This window comes from Nitrosospira sp. Nsp1 (assembly GCF_900100985.1).
In the GTDB taxonomy this organism is placed as follows: Bacteria; Pseudomonadota; Gammaproteobacteria; order Burkholderiales; family Nitrosomonadaceae; genus Nitrosospira.
The window spans coordinates 175,445-192,701 of sequence record NZ_FMUF01000005.1; the positions used below are offsets into that span (position 1 = coordinate 175,445).

13 protein-coding genes are annotated in these 17,257 nt (G+C 52.4%); 4 read left to right on the forward strand and 9 right to left on the reverse strand.

The genetic code is table 11. The annotated features are described in order from the left end of the window. Window positions 1–12: 12 nt before the first annotated feature. A complete protein-coding gene (smc, locus tag BLP78_RS05150) occupies window positions 13–3,570 on the reverse strand; it encodes a chromosome segregation protein SMC (RefSeq protein WP_090457158.1) in 3,558 nt (1,185 codons plus the stop codon). 137 nt (window positions 3,571–3,707) lie between these two features. On the opposite strand from smc, the gene queF reads away from it, so the two are divergent. After that, entirely contained in the window at window positions 3,708–4,127 is a 420-nt protein-coding gene (gene queF, locus BLP78_RS05155) for a preQ(1) synthase (RefSeq protein WP_090457160.1), read from the forward strand. A gap of 203 nt (window positions 4,128–4,330) precedes the next feature. Further along, window positions 4,331–5,782: a transglycosylase SLT domain-containing protein gene (locus BLP78_RS05160; protein ID WP_090457162.1), complete on the forward strand. Its 1,452-nt coding sequence runs from the start codon at window positions 4,331–4,333 to the stop codon at window positions 5,780–5,782. Between the two features lie 196 nt (window positions 5,783–5,978). Here the strand turns inward: BLP78_RS05160 and BLP78_RS05165 are convergent, their stop codons facing one another. The 6 genes from BLP78_RS05165 to BLP78_RS05185 all read right to left on the reverse strand — a co-directional run bounded on the left by BLP78_RS05165 (window position 5,979) and on the right by BLP78_RS05185 (window position 11,805). Then, window positions 5,979–6,341: a hypothetical protein gene (locus BLP78_RS05165; RefSeq protein ID WP_090457164.1), complete on the reverse strand. Its 363-nt coding sequence runs from the start codon at window positions 6,339–6,341 to the stop codon at window positions 5,979–5,981. After that, on the reverse strand, window positions 6,338–8,476 hold the full coding sequence (locus BLP78_RS05170; RefSeq protein ID WP_090457166.1) for an Agd3-related carbohydrate deacetylase: 2,139 nt from the start codon (window positions 8,474–8,476) through the stop codon (window positions 6,338–6,340). The genes BLP78_RS05165 and BLP78_RS05170 overlap by 4 nt, the downstream gene beginning before the upstream one ends. A 381-nt stretch (window positions 8,477–8,857) precedes the next feature. Beyond that, the gene (locus BLP78_RS16205; RefSeq protein WP_371128858.1) at window positions 8,858–8,971 is read right to left on the reverse strand and encodes a PEP-CTERM sorting domain-containing protein; all 114 of its coding nucleotides are present in this window, start codon (window positions 8,969–8,971) and stop codon (window positions 8,858–8,860) included. Continuing rightward, window positions 8,926–9,393, reverse strand: coding sequence for a hypothetical protein (locus tag BLP78_RS15925; RefSeq protein WP_256330074.1), 468 nt, complete (start codon window positions 9,391–9,393; stop codon window positions 8,926–8,928). Before BLP78_RS15925 ends, BLP78_RS16205 begins: the two co-directional genes overlap by 46 nt. A 1,146-nt stretch (window positions 9,394–10,539) precedes the next feature. Next, window positions 10,540–11,436 carry a pirin family protein gene (locus BLP78_RS05180; RefSeq protein WP_371128856.1) on the reverse strand — a complete coding sequence of 299 codons (897 nt, stop codon included), beginning with the start codon at window positions 11,434–11,436 and terminating at the stop codon, window positions 10,540–10,542. A 39-nt stretch (window positions 11,437–11,475) separates the two neighbouring features. Next, window positions 11,476–11,805, reverse strand: a complete 330-nt coding sequence (locus tag BLP78_RS05185; RefSeq protein WP_090457212.1) for an SMR family transporter — start codon at window positions 11,803–11,805, stop codon at window positions 11,476–11,478. 259 nt (window positions 11,806–12,064) lie between these two features. Here BLP78_RS05185 and BLP78_RS05190 point away from each other — a divergent pair, with 259 nt between their 5' ends. Together BLP78_RS05190 and recJ are read left to right on the forward strand one after the other, a co-directional pair. Beyond that, window positions 12,065–13,237 carry a DUF1207 domain-containing protein gene (locus BLP78_RS05190; protein WP_256330075.1) on the forward strand — a complete coding sequence of 391 codons (1,173 nt, stop codon included), beginning with the start codon at window positions 12,065–12,067 and terminating at the stop codon, window positions 13,235–13,237. A 151-nt stretch (window positions 13,238–13,388) separates the two neighbouring features. Further along, window positions 13,389–15,233 carry a single-stranded-DNA-specific exonuclease RecJ gene (gene recJ, locus BLP78_RS05195; protein WP_090457173.1) on the forward strand — a complete coding sequence of 615 codons (1,845 nt, stop codon included), beginning with the start codon at window positions 13,389–13,391 and terminating at the stop codon, window positions 15,231–15,233. A 668-nt stretch (window positions 15,234–15,901) separates the two neighbouring features. Here recJ and BLP78_RS05205 read toward each other — a convergent pair. Further along, a complete protein-coding gene (locus tag BLP78_RS05205; RefSeq protein WP_176752783.1) occupies window positions 15,902–16,699 on the reverse strand; it encodes a glutathione S-transferase family protein in 798 nt (265 codons plus the stop codon). Between the two features lie 132 nt (window positions 16,700–16,831). Next, window positions 16,832–17,257 (reverse strand): winged helix-turn-helix transcriptional regulator (locus BLP78_RS05210; RefSeq protein WP_371128857.1); only part of this gene is annotated, 426 nt, incomplete at its 5' end.

Sequence of the window (17,257 nt, forward strand, 5' to 3'; positions counted from 1 at the left end):
TTCATCATATGTTCAAGTCGCCATGGAAGCGCTACTCAGTCTGACAGCCTCTTCGATTTCTACCGCAACCACCCGTGAAACGCCTTTTTCCTGCATGGTGACGCCAATTAATTGCTGAGCGATGCCCATCGTGATCTTATTGTGACTGATAAATATGAACTGGGTCCGAAGCGACATCTTCCGCACCAGATTGCAGAACCGCTCGGTGTTGCTATCATCCAGAGGGGCATCCACTTCATCCAACAGGCAAAACGGCGCAGGATTGAGCTGAAACAGCGAGAACACAAACGCCAGCGCAGTGAGCGCTTTTTCACCGCCGGACAGAAGGTTGATAGAACTGTTCTTCTTACCCGGCGGTTGGGCGAAAATTTGTATGCCTGCATCGAGAATTTCCTCACCTCTCAATATCAGCTTCGCCTGCCCGCCACCGAACATGGTGGGAAACATGTCTTCCAGATGGCCGTTGACCTTTTCGACCGTCTCCAGCAGTCGTTCGCGGGTTTCACGATCTATTTGCCGGATGGCATTCTTAAGCGTCTCCGATGCCTCCTCCAGATCCTGCGATTGTGAATCCAGATAGGTTTTGCGCGTCTGGCAAGATTCCAGCTCATCGAGCGCACCCGGATTGACCGCTCCCAAGGCGGCGATTTCTCCATTCATCCGGTTTATCTCGGCCTGCAAAGCGAAAGGCCGTGTTTTCCCAAGAGAGTGGATCAGTTCCTGCTCCGAGGCACCCGATTCCTTTAATTGCTCGCCAAACTGATCCTCGGCAATCCGCGCCTCTTGTTCCTTGAGGCGCACCTGATTGATGCCTTCCCGCAGCGGGTGCAATTTTTGCTCGGAAGTCATGCGCTCCTGCTCTATTTCCCGCAGTTCGCTGGCCGCATCTTCAAGGGCATTGCGCGCAACCGCCAGTCTCTCTTCACGCTGTTCACGCAACGCCAGTCGTTCCTGCAGCAGGCTGCTCAGTTGCGTTTCATCAAAATCGCTCTGCGCGGCTTGCAATTTTTCCAGATGAGCTTCGAGCTCAACGGCATTTTCACCAATATACCGAATGGAATTTTCCGCTTCGGCAATTTTATTCAGGCAGGTTTTTTCATGAAATGCCCCCTCCTGCATTTCCTTTTCGGCAATCCGCACGCGCTGGCGCTGTGCATCCAAAAACTGTTCCGCTGCTTCCCGCGCTTGTTTTTCCTTTTGTACCTGCTGTTGCAGCGCTTCGGCCTGAACCCGATACCGCATCAATTTTTCTTCGGCCTCCTGCTTCCGGAAGGACTCTGCCGTTGCCTGCTGCCCGATTTCAGCCAGTTCGCTGTCAATCTGCTTATGCCGCTGACTAGTGCGGTCAGCGAGTTGAGTGAGCTTCAACGCCTGCATTTGTACGTCGTGATGCAGTTGCTGGAGATCCCCGATATCATCACGCAGACAAGATACAGACGATTCGAGTGCATGGCAGGCTTCCTCCGCCATATCCAGCTCGGTTTTCTCATCCGCGAGGCTTACTCTCAGCGCATCCGCTTCGACTTTGATCTGGGCTATCTCGCGTTGCCGCGCCAGTACGCCATGTAACTGCGAATCGGGAGCATAATAGGTAAGACTGTGGCATGTAATGATATGGCCCTCGCGAGTGACCAGCAATTCACGCGAAGATAAACTTGTTCGTTGCGAAAGACCAGTCCGCACATCCTCGGCCACGAATATTCCACCCAGCCATTCGTCCAGCACAGGTTTTGTTTCTGCATGATCGCAAGCCAGATACGATTGCAACGGTATCCAGCTCTCCCTTCCTCTCGCGTCTTGCTGTTGTTCGCCCGATATTCCCTGTAACCCTTGGGTCGCTGGCCTGGCCAACTCGAACAGCGCCCATTTCCCGGGAGGAGGATCGTCCGCCCACTCACGCGCCATCTCCAATTGGCGGAGCCGCACACTGTTCAGGCGCTCGCGCAGCACCGCTTCAAGCGCATCTTCCCACCCTTTCTCAATCTGGATGTGTTGCCACAAACGCGGCAGTGTATCGAGCTGATGCCTGGTGATCCATGCGCTCAGTCCCTCGCTGCCTTCGAGACGGCTCTGCAAGCGCTCCAAGGCGCCAAGCCGCGCTTCAGTCCGTACAATCTGTTGCTCCAGCATTTGCACTTTATGCGAAAACTCGCGTTTCACTTCCTCGGCATTCAGCAGCAGGCTTTCAGTTTGCGCGAGCGTTTCCTGTTTGTTTTTGAGATCAGCCGCGCTGGCCTCCGCTTGCCGGGTTAAACGGGATAGTGTTTCGATTTCCGGTTGGGGCGAGGAATTTCGCTCAGCCGTTAGCCGTACTCGTCGCAACTCAAGCTGCTGGAAGTTTTTTGCCGCGTGGGCTCGATTACTTTCTTCCAGTTGACCAGCCTGCTCAACCAGCAACACCTCACGCTGTGTTTCGGTAAATTTCTCCTGGCATAAGCGAAAAGTGGAGTCCGCCACCGGCAATTTTTCGTTCTCTGCCGCGGCTTTTTGTTTGCCGGCTTCACGAGCCAGGCGCGCCCGTTCAAATTCCCCACGCCAGCGGCTCAAACTTTCAGCCGCATCTTCCACTTGTTTTTTGTGGTTCTCAAGCTGACTCTTCACTGCCTTGATTTGTTGCGCCATGCGATGATGGTTTTCACGCACGTGCCGGATTTGCTGTTCGGTATGCGCCACTTCCGCATTGGCTGTATAAAGCTCGCCCTGATACTCATGCAGGAGGTCGCCCATGGCATAATGATGAGCGCGCTTCTCTTCCAGACGTTTTTCTGCATCCCGCAGGCTCGCGCTTTCCATTTCCAGCGAGGTCTGCAGCGATCGGAGCTCTTTTTCCGCAAGGGTACGTTGCGCGGCGGCTTCCTGTTTGCGAGCGTACCATAAAAGGTTTTGCGCTTTATGCAATTGATCTTTCACGTCATTGAAGCGTCGGGCCACCTCGGCCTGTCGTTCCAGGCGTATTAACTGCTTTCCCAGTTCCTGGCAAATATCGCTTATCCGCAGAAGGTTGTCGCGTGTATCGGCCAGGCGCGATTCAGTTTCACGGCGGCGCTCGCGATATCTGGAAATGCCCGCTGCCTCCTCCAGAAGTACGCGCAACTCCTCCGGCCTTGCTTCGATAATGCGGGAAATCATTCCCTGCTCGATAATGGCGTAGCCGCGCCCGCCCACTCCAGTGCCAAGAAAGATATCCGCGACGTCCCGCCGGCGGACATGGATATTATTGATGTGATAGGTTGATTCACCATCGCGACGCAATATTCGCTTGATGGAAATCTCCGCATAGCTCGACCACTGCCCGGCCGCCCTGCCAAGATTGTTATCGAACATCAACTCGACGCTGGCTCTTCCCACTGGTTTGCGATTCGCGGAACCGTTAAAAATCACATCCTGCATGGATTCGCCGCGCAACGCAGACGCGCGCGATTCGCCCAAGACCCAGCGCACGGCGTCGATCACATTGGATTTTCCGCAGCCATTGGGGCCCACTACCCCGACCAGATCCCCTGGAAGGGGAATCTCGGTAGGGTCGACAAAGGATTTGAACCCGGCTAGTTTGATGCGGGAGAGACGCAACTTGTCGTTCGCAACCAGTTATAATTGAGCAGATCGAAAAGATAGCCTTGAAAAAAGCCCTGAAGTTATTCTGGGCTATTGTGCAACGACCACACCCCAGGGTAGACAATTCTAACCGATTTGAAAGAGATAAGAGAATGCCCAGCAATCCCACGACCAACTTGGAAGTTTTTCCGAACCCCGCACCGGCGCGGGATTATCATATTCATATGGAAATTCCGGAGTTTACCTGCCTTTGTCCAAAAACCGGACAACCGGATTTTGCCACCCTGATTCTGGATTACATTCCAAACGTAAACTGCGTCGAGCTTAAAAGCCTCAAGCTCTACATCTGGTCTTATCGGAATGAAAAAGCGTTTCACGAGGCTGTAACCAACCATATTGCCGATGACCTCGTAGCCGTCCTGGAGCCAAGGTATCTACGTCTCACTGCCAAATTTTACGTGCGCGGCGGTATTTTTACCAATGTCATCGCAGAACATCGGAAACCAGGGTGGCAACCACTGCCGGCGGTAGAGCTGGCGGCATTCGGGGCTCAGCCTGCAACACGAGGATAAATTTCTTTTCTGGCCCGTGGCAGCCATGCACGGGGCAGGTCCCGCCGTTATAGCTCACTTATTGCTTTTTGATGGGATTGATATCCGTTTAGCGATTGCTGCCACGGGATAATGCCTTGTGCAGCTTGATCAGATTTTAGAATGAGGCCTTACCCCAGCGAATTTTCTCCAAATAAAACCTCGGCAAAAGGTCAATAATAACCATGGAAGTTCAACGGCTCACTTTAGTTTTGATTACCAGTCTCACGCTGACAGCCGCGAGTCTCGCAGCAAACGCAGAAGAACATGCTGGTCAGTCGATTGCGGAGCTTGCGCGCGACAAATCGAACACGCTTCCCATCGCAGAAAGCGATCCAGTCATTCCCATCATTGAAGCGAGCCCGCCCACACGAAAGATAGCGCCTCCTCTCCCCGTTGATTTATGGCAACGCATTCGTAATGGCTTCGCCATGGCTAAACTGGATGGTGAAAAGGTGCGCAGCAACGAAGATTTTTACGTTGATCGTCCTGAATATATAAAGCGCATCGTCGAGCGCGGTAAACGCTACCTCTTCCATATCGTTGAAGAGGTGGAGCGCCGCGGCATGCCTGCCGAGATCGCCCTGCTGCCTATTATCGAAAGTGCGTTCAATCCAAAAGCCTATTCCAATCGAAGTGCCGCCGGCATCTGGCAGTTCATCCCATCCACGGGGAAGAATTATGGCTTGAAACAGAATTGGTGGTATGACGAACGTCGGGACATAGTCACCGCCACCGGCGCCGCACTTGATTATCTGCAAAACCTCCATCGCATCTTTGGCGACTGGGAACTGGTACTCGCTTCATATAATTGGGGTGAAGGTGCGGTGGGACGTTCGCTCATGAAGAACCGCAGCAGCGGCCTTCCGGAGGATTTTCATAATATCGCGCTGCCGCCTGAAACCCGAAACTATGTTCCCAGACTGATCGCAATCAGAAATATTATCTTGAACCCGGCCGCCTTCGGGATTGAGCTTGAATCCATTCCCAACGAGCCTTATTTCGGCCAGGTCGAAGCAACCCGTCATATCGACGTAAAGGTGGCAGCGAAGCTTGCTGAAATTTCCGTGGATGAGTTTAAAGCGCTTAATCCAGGCCATAATCGGCCGGTCATCAATATCGACGGACCGCGTACGCTGCTGCTTCCAGCGGAAAAAGTGGATGTCTTTGTGGAAAATCTGAAAATTCATGACAGACCCCTGGTATCGTGGCAAGCCTATGAGGCAAAAAAAGACGAGACGATAGAAAAAATCTCGGCTCGGCATGGGATCAGCGTCGGGCGACTGAAGGAAATCAACGATATTGATACGAACGGCGCGATAACGGCAGGACAGATTTTGCTCGTTCCCCGTAATGGGAGCGCCGAAGGTATGGACATTTCGGTTATGAGCGACAAACCCGCCACGCCGAAAATGCTCGAACACAATTTCGTCTACGCTGTCAGAAAAGGCGATTCGCTTTTGGGCATTGCCAAACGCCATGACGTCACGGTGGAGCAAATAAGGTCATGGAACGGTAGCACAGGCCGTCTGCTGCAAATCGGCCAGAAGCTCACGCTCAAGCACAAATTCGTAGATAAGACAGCGCTGCCCGCTGCCAAGGCGAAACTCGCCTTGCCGGAAAAAAAACGCATGTGAGTGTTCATGTGAACATATTGGCCGGCTCAACTGCGTCACTGCGGCTCGGAGTCAGGCTCTGCTTGATCAATGTTGCGATGAGCATGATGCTCGGCGGCCTAAGCCGATCATCGCGGTAGGCCGGGTGCCGTCCGGACAATTCCGGATTTCATTGACACGAACCCAAGCTCTTACGAGGGCGCTCAGGAGCTCAGATTCACCGAACGGGCGGCTTATTACTCGGATTGACTCTTGAAACAAGCTCGGACTGGTCCTCGAAATAAGCTGCGGCGTCAAGAATGGGTTTCGGGTCACCGCCTTGTCGGGCGATAATCTCCGCCGTCTCTTTATAACCCTTCGCCAGGGATTTTGCCTGTTTGGGAAACAACGGCTCTCCTGTTTTCAGCTTGAAGTCATTTGCCTTTCGTATCTTCTTTCTAGCCTCATCACTGGCTTGTTGAGTTGCCTCATCAGTTTTTTTCGATGCCGTCTGTGCCGCCACTGGGGTTCCTGTGACCATGAAAATGGAAAGCGCAATAACCGGCAGGATACGAAAAGCCGAGAAGCGTTGCATACTCATTGGGTCAGCCCGCGGTCGACAACGTGCGCCGTAGCGTTTGTATCTACGTTGACAGCACGGATAAATTGGCCCCCGTACAACTCTCCACCAGAGAGTCCCGTGACGCGAAGGTTCGGTACAGCTTTGTTTGCAGACAGGATGATCTGATTGGTCGTGCGATTCCATTGCGCGTGGATAATCGCAGACTTGACGTTGAGACTTTCCGCGGTACCGTCACCGATCAGATAATATGGTAAATTCCTGACGGGCAAATTGAACAGTTGCTCATATTCCACGAAAACCGCATTGAGCCAGTCAAATTCCAGTGTATTACCGCTTTCGTCGTATTTAGCCAAGTTCGCCTGATGGAAAAAATGAGGCCACATATTGAATGTCAGCATATGCCGTAACGCCATATCTGCTTCCACCATGAGGATTTCAGCATAATTCCGGGGAGAGCAGATAGCTTCGGGTATTTCACATGGATTTCGTCCCGCATTGATAAATCTCCCGTTGTAAATATAGTTGTACTCATCTTCCAACTGGGATGGATTCGTCACGTTATAGAAAATATTGGTTGGCCAGCGTGGCAACATCAGTCGATCCGTTCCGCTGCCGTCTTCGTACTGAGCGATATATTGTTCAATGTTCTCAGCCCGCTGCGATGCGTCGGCACCGAGATACTCCACGCCCACGCTGGCGGCCGCTTCGAGGAATAGCGGATTGGCGCCACCCGCATCAAATGCTATATCATCAGCTTGAAGGTCAAACATATCAGGGTGCAAAGCAGGATTCTCCGTGCATTTGCGGTCTCTCAAGCCCGAGTGGGCGCCGCTTATCAGCACTCGGTTGTTTTGACTTCTCTCGGGAAGATCCAGAAGCGCCCAAACCGCCTGGTTCTTGGTAATTTCCGCGCGGATGGCCGCGACGTTGGTAAATCTAGCCTCATCGCAGGGGGCATCCGCTGGAATCGGCGCCTTATCCAAATCCGCGTGAGTGAAGGTATGGTTGATAAAACGAAAATCTGCTTTGTTGGCCACTACCGCCGCAACCAGGTCTTCCGTCAGGTTTGCGGCCAGCGACACCGCTTCTGGATCGACAACCGCGCCCGCACCGTTGAATGCAAAATCCAGCTTGAAATTACCGGCGAGTGGATGTGCGGCACGAAACGCCTGCTGTCTACGCACTATATTGTTGATGTCTGCGCTGTTCAAGCGATAGGTCATGACGGGATGTTCTTTTTTGAGAACGGAATCCCACAATTTACTATGACGAAACAAGTCGTCCATATGGGCAGCCATATAGACAAAGCGTGAGCCCACGAATATGCCTTGTGTCACCCAGTTGATGAACTCGTAGGCCAAAACATTGGAGTGGACCAGGAACGACGCATTCGTGATAGTCGAGATCATAACCTCGCGTACAGGCGTTGCCTGGGAAGGCATCATGTATCGCACGATCGATATCAGCGCCTCGCCATTTCGGGTTCGCAGAATGGGATCGACGTGCGGTACAGAACCGTCCCGCAGGCCGATGGCATCATTTCGAGGGTTGGCCGCGAAGGCAAAGTCCGTAATTGGAAACGAACTCGACTGGTTCACATACTCAAAGACCTCCTTGCTATAGGCGGCAGGCACCGTCCACTTGGCATCGAAGTCATTGCCGCTTGACGAATAGACAAGACCATAATCCAGGTAGACTCCATGAGGAGGTTGCGGATCCGTATAGGTGGCCGGCCATCCTGACAGCACCGCTTGGCGGACGCCAAAGTTTTTCTGGTAATTATGCAGTATGTCCCATTCCGATGGCGTGAAGCTTGAAACCAGATCGGCGTCGGTAAGGATAACGCCGTTATAGTTGCCTACACAACCCGCATCCTCAGCCTTGCAACCGACGCCGGCCGAAGATGAGGCGAGCATGGCGGCCGTTAAATCCTGTGTCCGGGCATTCAATACATCATATGGCACTTCCATTTCGTCAAGGACGGGGCCGATGTAGGCGAATCCCAGATCTTCCGCTACCTCACCTGTCGTGATAACCAGTATTCTTAGCTTGACGGCATTATCAGAAAATGCGGGTGGCGCCACAGCAGCTAAAGCCAGCCATATTCCCGCCGAAACCAGCAGCAAACGTTTTATGCCCAGGCTCCGCTTCATCAATGAAATCTCCTTATCGCAGACGAAAACCAAAAGATTCCGATAAATTCCTCAAGAAAGATTGATTCCGTCCATGAACCTCACATACCATCGCCACCCCTTAATCAACAATAAGTCGCACATTCGGATTTGACAAGAAAACCTACGCCAGATTCTCCGGCATTACTATAAATAATAGCCGGCTATTATATTGCCCTGCCCAGCAGGAAGGAGAAAAAAGAGAAGGAAGCTCCTGAAGCAAAAACCTGGATATGTCCGCGTAAAAGATATAGTTTGCCGCTCCCGTTCTGCATCCTTTAAAGGAAACGCGACGAGCAGGCATTGGATCAATAAACATCGGCATCTACCGACAGCTCCAATTTTCGAGAAAACTTCTGATACTTATCCTGATTGCTTCCGGCCACTTTTACGCGCGATAAAGAGACCAATAAAGCCAAGCGCAAGAAGCGCTAATGTCGACGGTTCCGGAACAGTGCTGATTTCATTGGGGATGATTTCGTCCTCGCCCTGATTTCCGTTTCCACCAGCCCCGCCATCGGCGCCGCCAATGCCGGAACCACCACCCGCACCCCCGCCATCCGGGTTGTCAAAATCGAACCCGCTATCGACATCCCCGTTACCTGCAATACCAGTACCAGGGTTGGCATTATCGGAACCTGTATCGGCGCCAGCGTCGCTTTGGCCAGTACCACCACCACCGCCTCCGCTTCCACCAGGGCCGCCACCACCACCGAAGCCGCTGTCATCCATAATGCTCTTTTGGGGACCCAAGCCAGCACTTCCGCCACCCCGGGGCATTGAGACTCGGCCCCTGCCACCCCTGCCAGAACCGCTACCGCCGCCCGACCCAATCTCTTCGGGGCAAAGACTTCCTCCTCGCTTGTACGACTGCTCCTGGCGCGATTGCGGACAATCATCTCGCGAACTTTGCCGAACTATTGCAGGCGCCGCAGCCGGTGAGGTTTTCCGAATAAATGCCTGTGAATGTTTTTCGACTGTTAGCGGGTCCTCCAGTGAAATGCCTAACAGGGCAAAAAATTCATCAGCGGCATTTTTATCATCACCTGATCCGACAATATGCGCTGCGTCGATGAAATCCGCAAACGGATGGTCCATGATGAGAAAACTCATCATATTCAGATCCGGCAGATCACTCCCAAAGACCGAGTGAACGCCATAAAATATTCCGATTCCGCCCGGATAATCAGTCAATGGCGCAGCATTCGCGGCAGTATACTGGTTCCACGAGAGAGGATTTGCAAGTATCGGAACATCATCAACCCCCGTGCTGATCCTGGTGAGGCCGCCGTATTGCGCGTCATGGGCATCTCCATCCAAAGAACGCGCAAAGTCGAGTTGAAATATGGGAATTGCATGGGTGTTTGCAGAAAATAAAAGTATTAGAAATACCCCTGCTCGCAAGAAAATTTTTATGCTCACGCTACGCGTACTCCGATTTACCGATGCTCATCTGATAACTGAGGTAAAAACTTGAAGATCAATGCAGTCCGGGCAGCGTGATCAGGATTCAAGCCCAGGAAAAAAGCCTTTCAAGTCATGTGTGCATCGTAACAACCCCAGTAGTAGGGTCAATTGGACCTTGGTACACCTTCAGGGCGCAAATGGATCACTACGTCCCGAGTTCAAGGAAAAATTGACACTCCATTCCTGTCGGCGCCGCGAGCAGGCAGTACGGACGAAGCCAGTGAGGGCAGGAAGGAAAAACAGTTAACGGTGAATATCGGGTAGAAAGATATGTTCTAACGGACGTGCAGGGGCGGGAATGAATAACTACTCTGAAGAGGTGCGTGGCAATCGATCATCCGCTCTTCAGGCGGTACGGTACCAAAACCGCAGCTCATCCAGCATGGATGATCGGAACCACATCGATACGTGCCAGGACAGCAAGACGTAGCCAGCCGGCTATTTGATGACGTCACCGCGATCTGTCACCAAGATCGAAGATTGACGACTATGGTAGTGATACAGGGTCGCTCAGGAAGGGAAATCTTCACCTGGGCGAACTTACTCGCCCTTCATGACAGCTGCGGCAAATGTAGGAGCTATGACAAACGTCCCATCCTGCCGCTTTGGTAATCGGTAATCGCCTGTTTGATTTCCTCTGGCTTGTTCATAACAAAAGGGCCGCTTCCCACAATCGGTTCGTCGATGGGCTCGCCACAAAGCAGCAGCACGGTTGCATTTTGTGCACTCTCCATGCACATTTGGTCGCCAACCCGATCAAACAGGCCAACCTCTGCCGCCCGAATCGTTTCAGAGCCGTTCACGTTTACCGAACCTCTGAGCACCACCAGCAACGTGGTGTACCCTTCAGGCGTCGGGAGGCAGAACGGCTGCTCGCTCGCCAGATGAAGATCCCATACATGAACCGGTGTAAACGTTCGCGCCGGTCCCTTTATACCGCCAAACTCGCCGGCGATAACGCGCAGCGTCCCATAACCGCCGGGAAGATTCAGTGCGGGAATCTGGCTATTCGATATGCTTTGATAGCGCGGTGGGGAAGTTTTGTCTTTTGCGGGCAGATTGACCCACAACTGCACCATTTCCAGCATACCGCCTTGCCGCGCAAAATCGCCGCCATGAAATTCTTCATGAACCAGGCCGGACGCCGCCGTCATCCATTGCACGTCACCGGGGCCGATAATGCCGCCGCTGCCGGAACTGTCGCGATGCTCCACCTCGCCGCTATATACGATAGTGACCGTTTCGAATCCGCGATGCGGGTGTTCGCCGACACCCAGGCGTTTTTCCGTTGGCGGAAATTCCATGGGACCGGCATGATCGAGAAGCAGAAAGGGGCTGATCATCGGCCCCAGGTTCGCATAAGCGAAAAGCGTTCGCACGGGGAAGCCGTCGCCAACCCAGTGCTGCTCTCCTCCGCGCTGGACGCGCAATAATTTCTTGGTGGAGTTCCCGGCTGCCATTTCAAGTGTGCTCATGATGTTCTCCCCCGCTTCAAGGTGAATAGTCGATGTAGGTTAATGAGTCGCTGACCTGGAAAACACGTTCAGGACAATCACGCCAGCGACGATAAGCGCCAGTCCAAGTATAGCGGGGCCATCCAGCGTTTGCCCGAAAGCGAGCCAGGCAATAAGCGTGACGAGCACGATGCCGGCGCCAGACCAGATAGCGTAGGCGATTCCCACGGGGATTGTGCGCAAGGTAAGAGACAGGAAAAAGAAGGCGGCGGCATAACCCGCTACCACTACAAGGGACGGCCACAGCTGCGTGAATCCGTTACTCGACTTCAAAGCGGAAGTCGCAATGACTTCACTGGTAATTGCGATAGAAAGGAAAAGCCATTGCATTGCCGGCTCCTGCCTGATCGGGCGCCTGAAATTGACCTTATCAACATAATACCCCAAGTGGCAATATCGATGATAATCGAAAGGCTATCCAGGTGTTTATGTGCGTCACCGTACCGACCAGATTTTTGCTCCTCAATAATGTTCAAGAATTCAGATGCGCGGCCGCTGGAAATGATAATCCATGAGTTGCAAGCTGAAAAAAAGCAAAAGCTACAGAACCACCTCATCCTCAAACAAGACTTTAAAAAAGGGAAATACCGTGCAATATCTTTCTATCATCGCAGCGGCGTTGTTGCTTTTTACATCAACGGTCAACGCTGCGGTAACCGAGGACGCCTATATTGCCGGTTATGCCGCCGGGATTCTCAAGCATGGTTTCAAGGTCGAAATTCCGACGTTGATCGTGCGGGATGGCATCATTACAGTTCCGGCGAATAAACTGACGCCGGACAACCGTATCTCGATTGTGCAGGCACTGGCAGAGATTCCGGGAGTCACTGCGGTGACTGTGTCGGAAAGTATTGCTGGTGGTCCCGCTCAGCGCGATGCATTCAAGCCTATTCAGCGACCTGCTGCCACCTCGCCGGGGCCGGGGCCGGCTCCGGAAGAGGCGGTTGCGAGTGAAGGAGTGCCCGCAGCGGGTCCGGCGGTTCTCGCCACCGGAATGCTGCCTGAAGGTCATCTGTTCAAACCATTGCTGGCTGATCCCCGATGGGCCCATTTCTCGGCCGCATACCGTAATTATGTCGGAAACAACATTGATGGAAATAGCAATGGCGCTGTCAGCTTCGGGGAAACGATTCCGTTCTACCGCGGTAATTTCGGAAAATCCACGGTGCAATGGGAAGCCGGCCTCCAGGCCGCTGTCTTCAGCGACTTCAATCTCGGCGCGCCTTCCGCGGATCTCATCAATACCGATTTTATAGCTTCGGCCTATGGAAGTATGCGAGCAGGCAATTTTTCCGCTTTCGGCCGCATCTATCATCAGAGCTCACATCTTGGCGACGAGTTTCTGCTGCGCAGGTTAACCAATTTCGAGCGAATCAATCTCAGCTATGAAGGAGCCGATCTCAGGCTGTCGTATGAGCTCCCGTATGGATTACGAGTCTACGGCGGAGGAGGAGGCATCTTTCACAAGGAACCGTCGACAATCAAACCCTGGTCAATACAATATGGCGTCGAGTTCAGAAGTCCCTGGCGAATCGAGTCTGTATCAATGAGACCGATTGCGGCGGTTGACATCAAAAACCATGAACAGAATAACTGGAACGCCGATGTATCGGCGAGGGCAGGTGTACAATTGGATCACTTCCAGACATTTGGGCGGAAACTCCTGTTCCTGGTAGAATATTTTCATGGAAACTCTCCCACCGGGCAATTTTTCAGACAAAGAGTCGACTACCTGGGTTTCGGCGCGCACTACCATTTTTAAACCCTGGTCAGCAAATGCTGAATGGATGCCCTTCCTGGCAGTCGCACTTCAACTTAACTATTTATTCAGTCGGACGGACTATTGCTGAACAGGTCGATGAACCCTGACTGCAGTGTACTCCGGTAGCGGCTGTTCCAAGATTTTCTGACGCATGTCCAACACCATCCAGCGGGTCTATCCGTCGCATGCTTTCGATGCCCTGCTCGGGCACGGCTTCCATCCCGTACTGGCTCGCGTTTTTGCTGCACGCGGTATCGAAGAACCAGCCCAGCTCGAAGTGGACTGGTCTAAACTGATCCCATTCGATCGCCTGAAGAATGTTTCACTAATGGCGCGATTCCTTGCCGAGGCAATCCTCGCTCGAAAACGTTTCCTGATCGTAGCCGATTATGATTCCGACGGCGCCACCGCATGCGCAGTCGGCATCCGTGCCTTGAGGCAGTTCGGTGCGGCAGTCGATTATCTTGTTCCCAACCGCTTCGAATACGGTTATGGTCTCACGCCGGAGATCGTGCGTCTTGCAGCCGGTGCCACAGGCGCAACCGCAACCGACGGGGCAACCCGCCCCGATATACTGATCACGGTGGATAATGGCATAGCCAGCGTGGAAGGCGTTGCTGAAGCCAACCGGCTCGGCATGCAGGTGCTCGTTACCGATCATCACCTGCCCGGAGATGAATTGCCGGATGCCGCTGTGATCGTGAATCCCAATCAGCCCGGCTGCGATTTCCCCAGCAAACATCTCGCCGGCGTCGGCGTGATGTTTTATCTGATGCTGGCGCTACGGGCCGAGTTGCGGGCCAATGGGGTTTTTCGCCCTCCTCAAAAGGAACCTAACCTTGCCAGCCTGATGGACCTGGTTGCACTGGGCACCGTAGCCGATGTCGTAAAACTCGATGACAACAACCGGATTTTAGTACACCAGGGTTTGCAGCGTATCCGCAAGGGGCGCGCCTGCGCAGGCGTCAACGCTCTCCTGCAAGTTTCACGGCGGGATTTTCAGTACGTTTCCGCATATGAACTGGGTTTCATGCTGGGGCCGAGATTGAACGCAGCGGGACGGCTCGACGATATGTCTCTGGGCATTGAGTGTCTCATTACTGATGATGCATCCCGCGCTTCGCAAATAGCCCTGCAACTCGATACACTTAATCGCAAACGCCGGGAAATTGAGGCGGATATGCAGGATAGTGCGTTAGCGATGCTGGAGAACGCTCTCCTTCCGGCACCGACACCCCATTCACAATACCCAACTATAAAGGCGCTGGATACCCATAGCCTGAGTCTGTTCGATCCAACCTGGCATCAAGGCGTGATAGGCATACTTGCATCGCGCATCAAGGACAAGTTCCATCGCCCCGTCATCGCATTCGCGCCTGGCAGCAATGGCGAATTGAAGGGTTCGGGGAGATCCATTACGGGATTTCATCTACGGGATGCGCTGGATCTCGTTTCCAAACGCTACCCGGGTCTTTTGCTGAAATTCGGCGGTCATTCAGCCGCGGCCGGGTTGACCATACTTACCGGCGATTTCGAAAAATTTCGCGATGCGTTCGAGCAAACTGCACAGGCGCTGCTCGCGCCGGCCGATCTCAAGCGTATTATCGAGACCGACGGAGACCTGGACGAATCCGAAATGAATCTGGAACTGGCACGACATCTCACGGAACAGATATGGGGTCAGGGTTTTGCGCCGCCCACATTCAGCACCCGCTTTTGCGTGGAAGATCAGCGGGTGGTTGGGCAAAGACACCTGAAATTAAAACTGAGGAGGCAGGAAACAAAAATCAGGAATGACAGTGGAATGAAAGCGGATATTCTTTATGACGCCATATTATTCTCTCACGCGAATCCGCTTCCAGATGTCATCGAAGCGATTTACCGGCTGCAGATAAACGAGTTCAACGGCAGTTCTACCCTGCAATTCATCCTGGAGCATTGGTTTCAGCCCGTGCCTGATGCTCAAGCCCCCCGTGCTCAAGCGCGATTAACCTGATATGGGGTCAGCTCACAAAACGGATATTTCTGTATGCTAAGTGATTGGCATGTCGTCGCAGGTCGCTCCGCACTTGATCTGTCACGCCCTGTGTCCGGTTGGAGCGCGCCCCAGCCAACTTCAAGTACGAGAGCTTTAGGGTCAATTCGGTATTTCTGACGTAATGCCAATCCGTCTCTAAGGGCTCTCATAGCGTGTTTTAACCTCGCCCGCAAAACTCATGACATTTCCTGCGAACTGGCTTCCAGCTTGGAACAGCTTCACAGGGCGTGAAACTTGTTGCAGTTTACTGTCTTGTTGGATATAGCTTTCCAAGAACATTAAAGGGAGAAGTATCCAGCCAGAAAACTTAATATCCCCTTCACGGGAAGACTCCATGAGCGGAGGATTTTGACTGCAATTCTGCGATGAAGAAGGAGTTGGACATTCATTTGCCCACCCATAAAAGCGGTTGCAAAATGCAATCACCTATAACAAACCATTAAATATGCGTACTCAAGCTCACTTACAGCGTTCTTCCTGCCCGGTGAGTTGCGCACTTGATGTACTGGGAGATAAATGGACATAGTTATCAAGGGTGAAATAGACCTCCAGAAGAGGTCCCTTGGACCCTTGCGAAAGTGCTGTAGATGCAAAACCATATTCAGATGATCCGCAGTATGTATGGGTCAGACTTCACGTCCGAATAGCTCTCCAAGGATTCGCCTGTCGATATGCTTGTCAAGATAGGCCGCACCAAACCCGCCGTAGAGTTCCTTCTTCGTGACATCCAGTTCCAATTCCTTAGCCGCCAGTATTTTACGGGTAGAAGGACGCTCGCACATGGCATCGTAAAACGTCTGCAACGCTGAATTGTCTCGGAACAGATGCATCTCGGGTATTTCGAACAGCTCAGAAAACATTTGGCTAAGCTCGAGCGTGTAGAACAACTGGAAATCCGGCAGAAAAGGCTCTTTGCCAAGCAGGAACGGCTCCATTCTCGAGCCATTAACTAGTCGGGGCAGCCACATTTTGCTTAGCAAGACAGAACAAAGGTTATAGATATGTGCTTCTTTTTCAATTTTGAGCTTCCATGCTTTTGGAAAATACGCGCTGACAACAAACCAGTTGAAGAATGGGCCTGCAATGGAGAAAGTGATGAAGTCATTCTTGGCATCAACCTCTGCACAGAGCATTGGATCGTCAATAGGATAAAACTTTCGTGCTTCCGGGTAGATTCTCGCGAGATAACGGCAGATTGCGTGACTTTCCGAAATATCTATACCATTGACATCCCTGAGAGTGGGAATTTTCCCAAGAGGATTTCGTTCTATGTGCTCTGGCGTGAGCGTGCTCCCCTGAAACGGGGACACTCGTTCATAGCGATAAGTTAGACCGGTTTCCGAGAGGAAGTGCGCGACCTGACTCATATAAGGTGAGAGCCAGAATCCGTACAGCGTGCGTTCGACATTTGATTGATCGTACATGGAACATTCCTTCCGCATTGCAGTTTAATGTTAAGTAGGTGCCTTACCAAGGGTATATGTAAGTTTTGCCTCCGGTAGGGGTGCCAAGGGCATTCCAGTAAATTTCAATTAAAAATTAAACATCTAACCCCTCTATTCTTTATTCGCTTCATTCTCTTTACGTAGAGATAGTCGTATTTCCGCCATGAATTCCATCGGATCCTGTTTGAATCGTTGAACCAGATTCTCGTGCGCATTACTTCCAGGAGCATATTTTGCACCCCAACGTAACAGCTCCATGATTGGAGGCACCAGATCCAGGCATTTTTCAGTAGGCATATAAATAACCTTGCGTGCATTAGCCGGATCACGGCGTCGCGAAAGGATGTGGCATTCCTCCAGCTTTTTCAGTCGATCAGAAAGGATATTGGTAGCGATTTTTTCCGGGGAATTCTGAAAATCCCCGAAGTATCGCTTATGGCGTAAAATGAGATCACGAACGACAAGCAGCGTCCATTTATCGCCCAATATATCTAGGGCACAGCTGACTGGGCAGGAGGAACGGCTGATCTGGTTTGA

What these genes read in the sequence shown, in the direction of transcription:
- BLP78_RS05205 (WP_176752783.1), bottom strand. Translation starts at nt 16,699, where the DNA reads ATGTACGATCAATCAAATGTCGAACGCACGCTGTACGGATTCTGGCTC.
- BLP78_RS15925 (WP_256330074.1), bottom strand. Translation starts at nt 9,393, where the DNA reads ATGATTGTCCGCAATCGCGCCAGGAGCAGTCGTACAAGCGAGGAGGAA.
- BLP78_RS05180 (WP_371128856.1), bottom strand. Translation starts at nt 11,436, where the DNA reads ATGAGCACACTTGAAATGGCAGCCGGGAACTCCACCAAGAAATTATTG.
- BLP78_RS05160 (WP_090457162.1), top strand. Translation starts at nt 4,331, where the DNA reads ATGGAAGTTCAACGGCTCACTTTAGTTTTGATTACCAGTCTCACGCTG.
- BLP78_RS05165 (WP_090457164.1), bottom strand. Translation starts at nt 6,341, where the DNA reads ATGAGTATGCAACGCTTCTCGGCTTTTCGTATCCTGCCGGTTATTGCG.
- BLP78_RS05170 (WP_090457166.1), bottom strand. Translation starts at nt 8,476, where the DNA reads ATGAAGCGGAGCCTGGGCATAAAACGTTTGCTGCTGGTTTCGGCGGGA.
- BLP78_RS05185 (WP_090457212.1), bottom strand. Translation starts at nt 11,805, where the DNA reads ATGCAATGGCTTTTCCTTTCTATCGCAATTACCAGTGAAGTCATTGCG.
- queF (WP_090457160.1), top strand. Translation starts at nt 3,708, where the DNA reads ATGCCCAGCAATCCCACGACCAACTTGGAAGTTTTTCCGAACCCCGCA.
- recJ (WP_090457173.1), top strand. Translation starts at nt 13,389, where the DNA reads ATGTCCAACACCATCCAGCGGGTCTATCCGTCGCATGCTTTCGATGCC.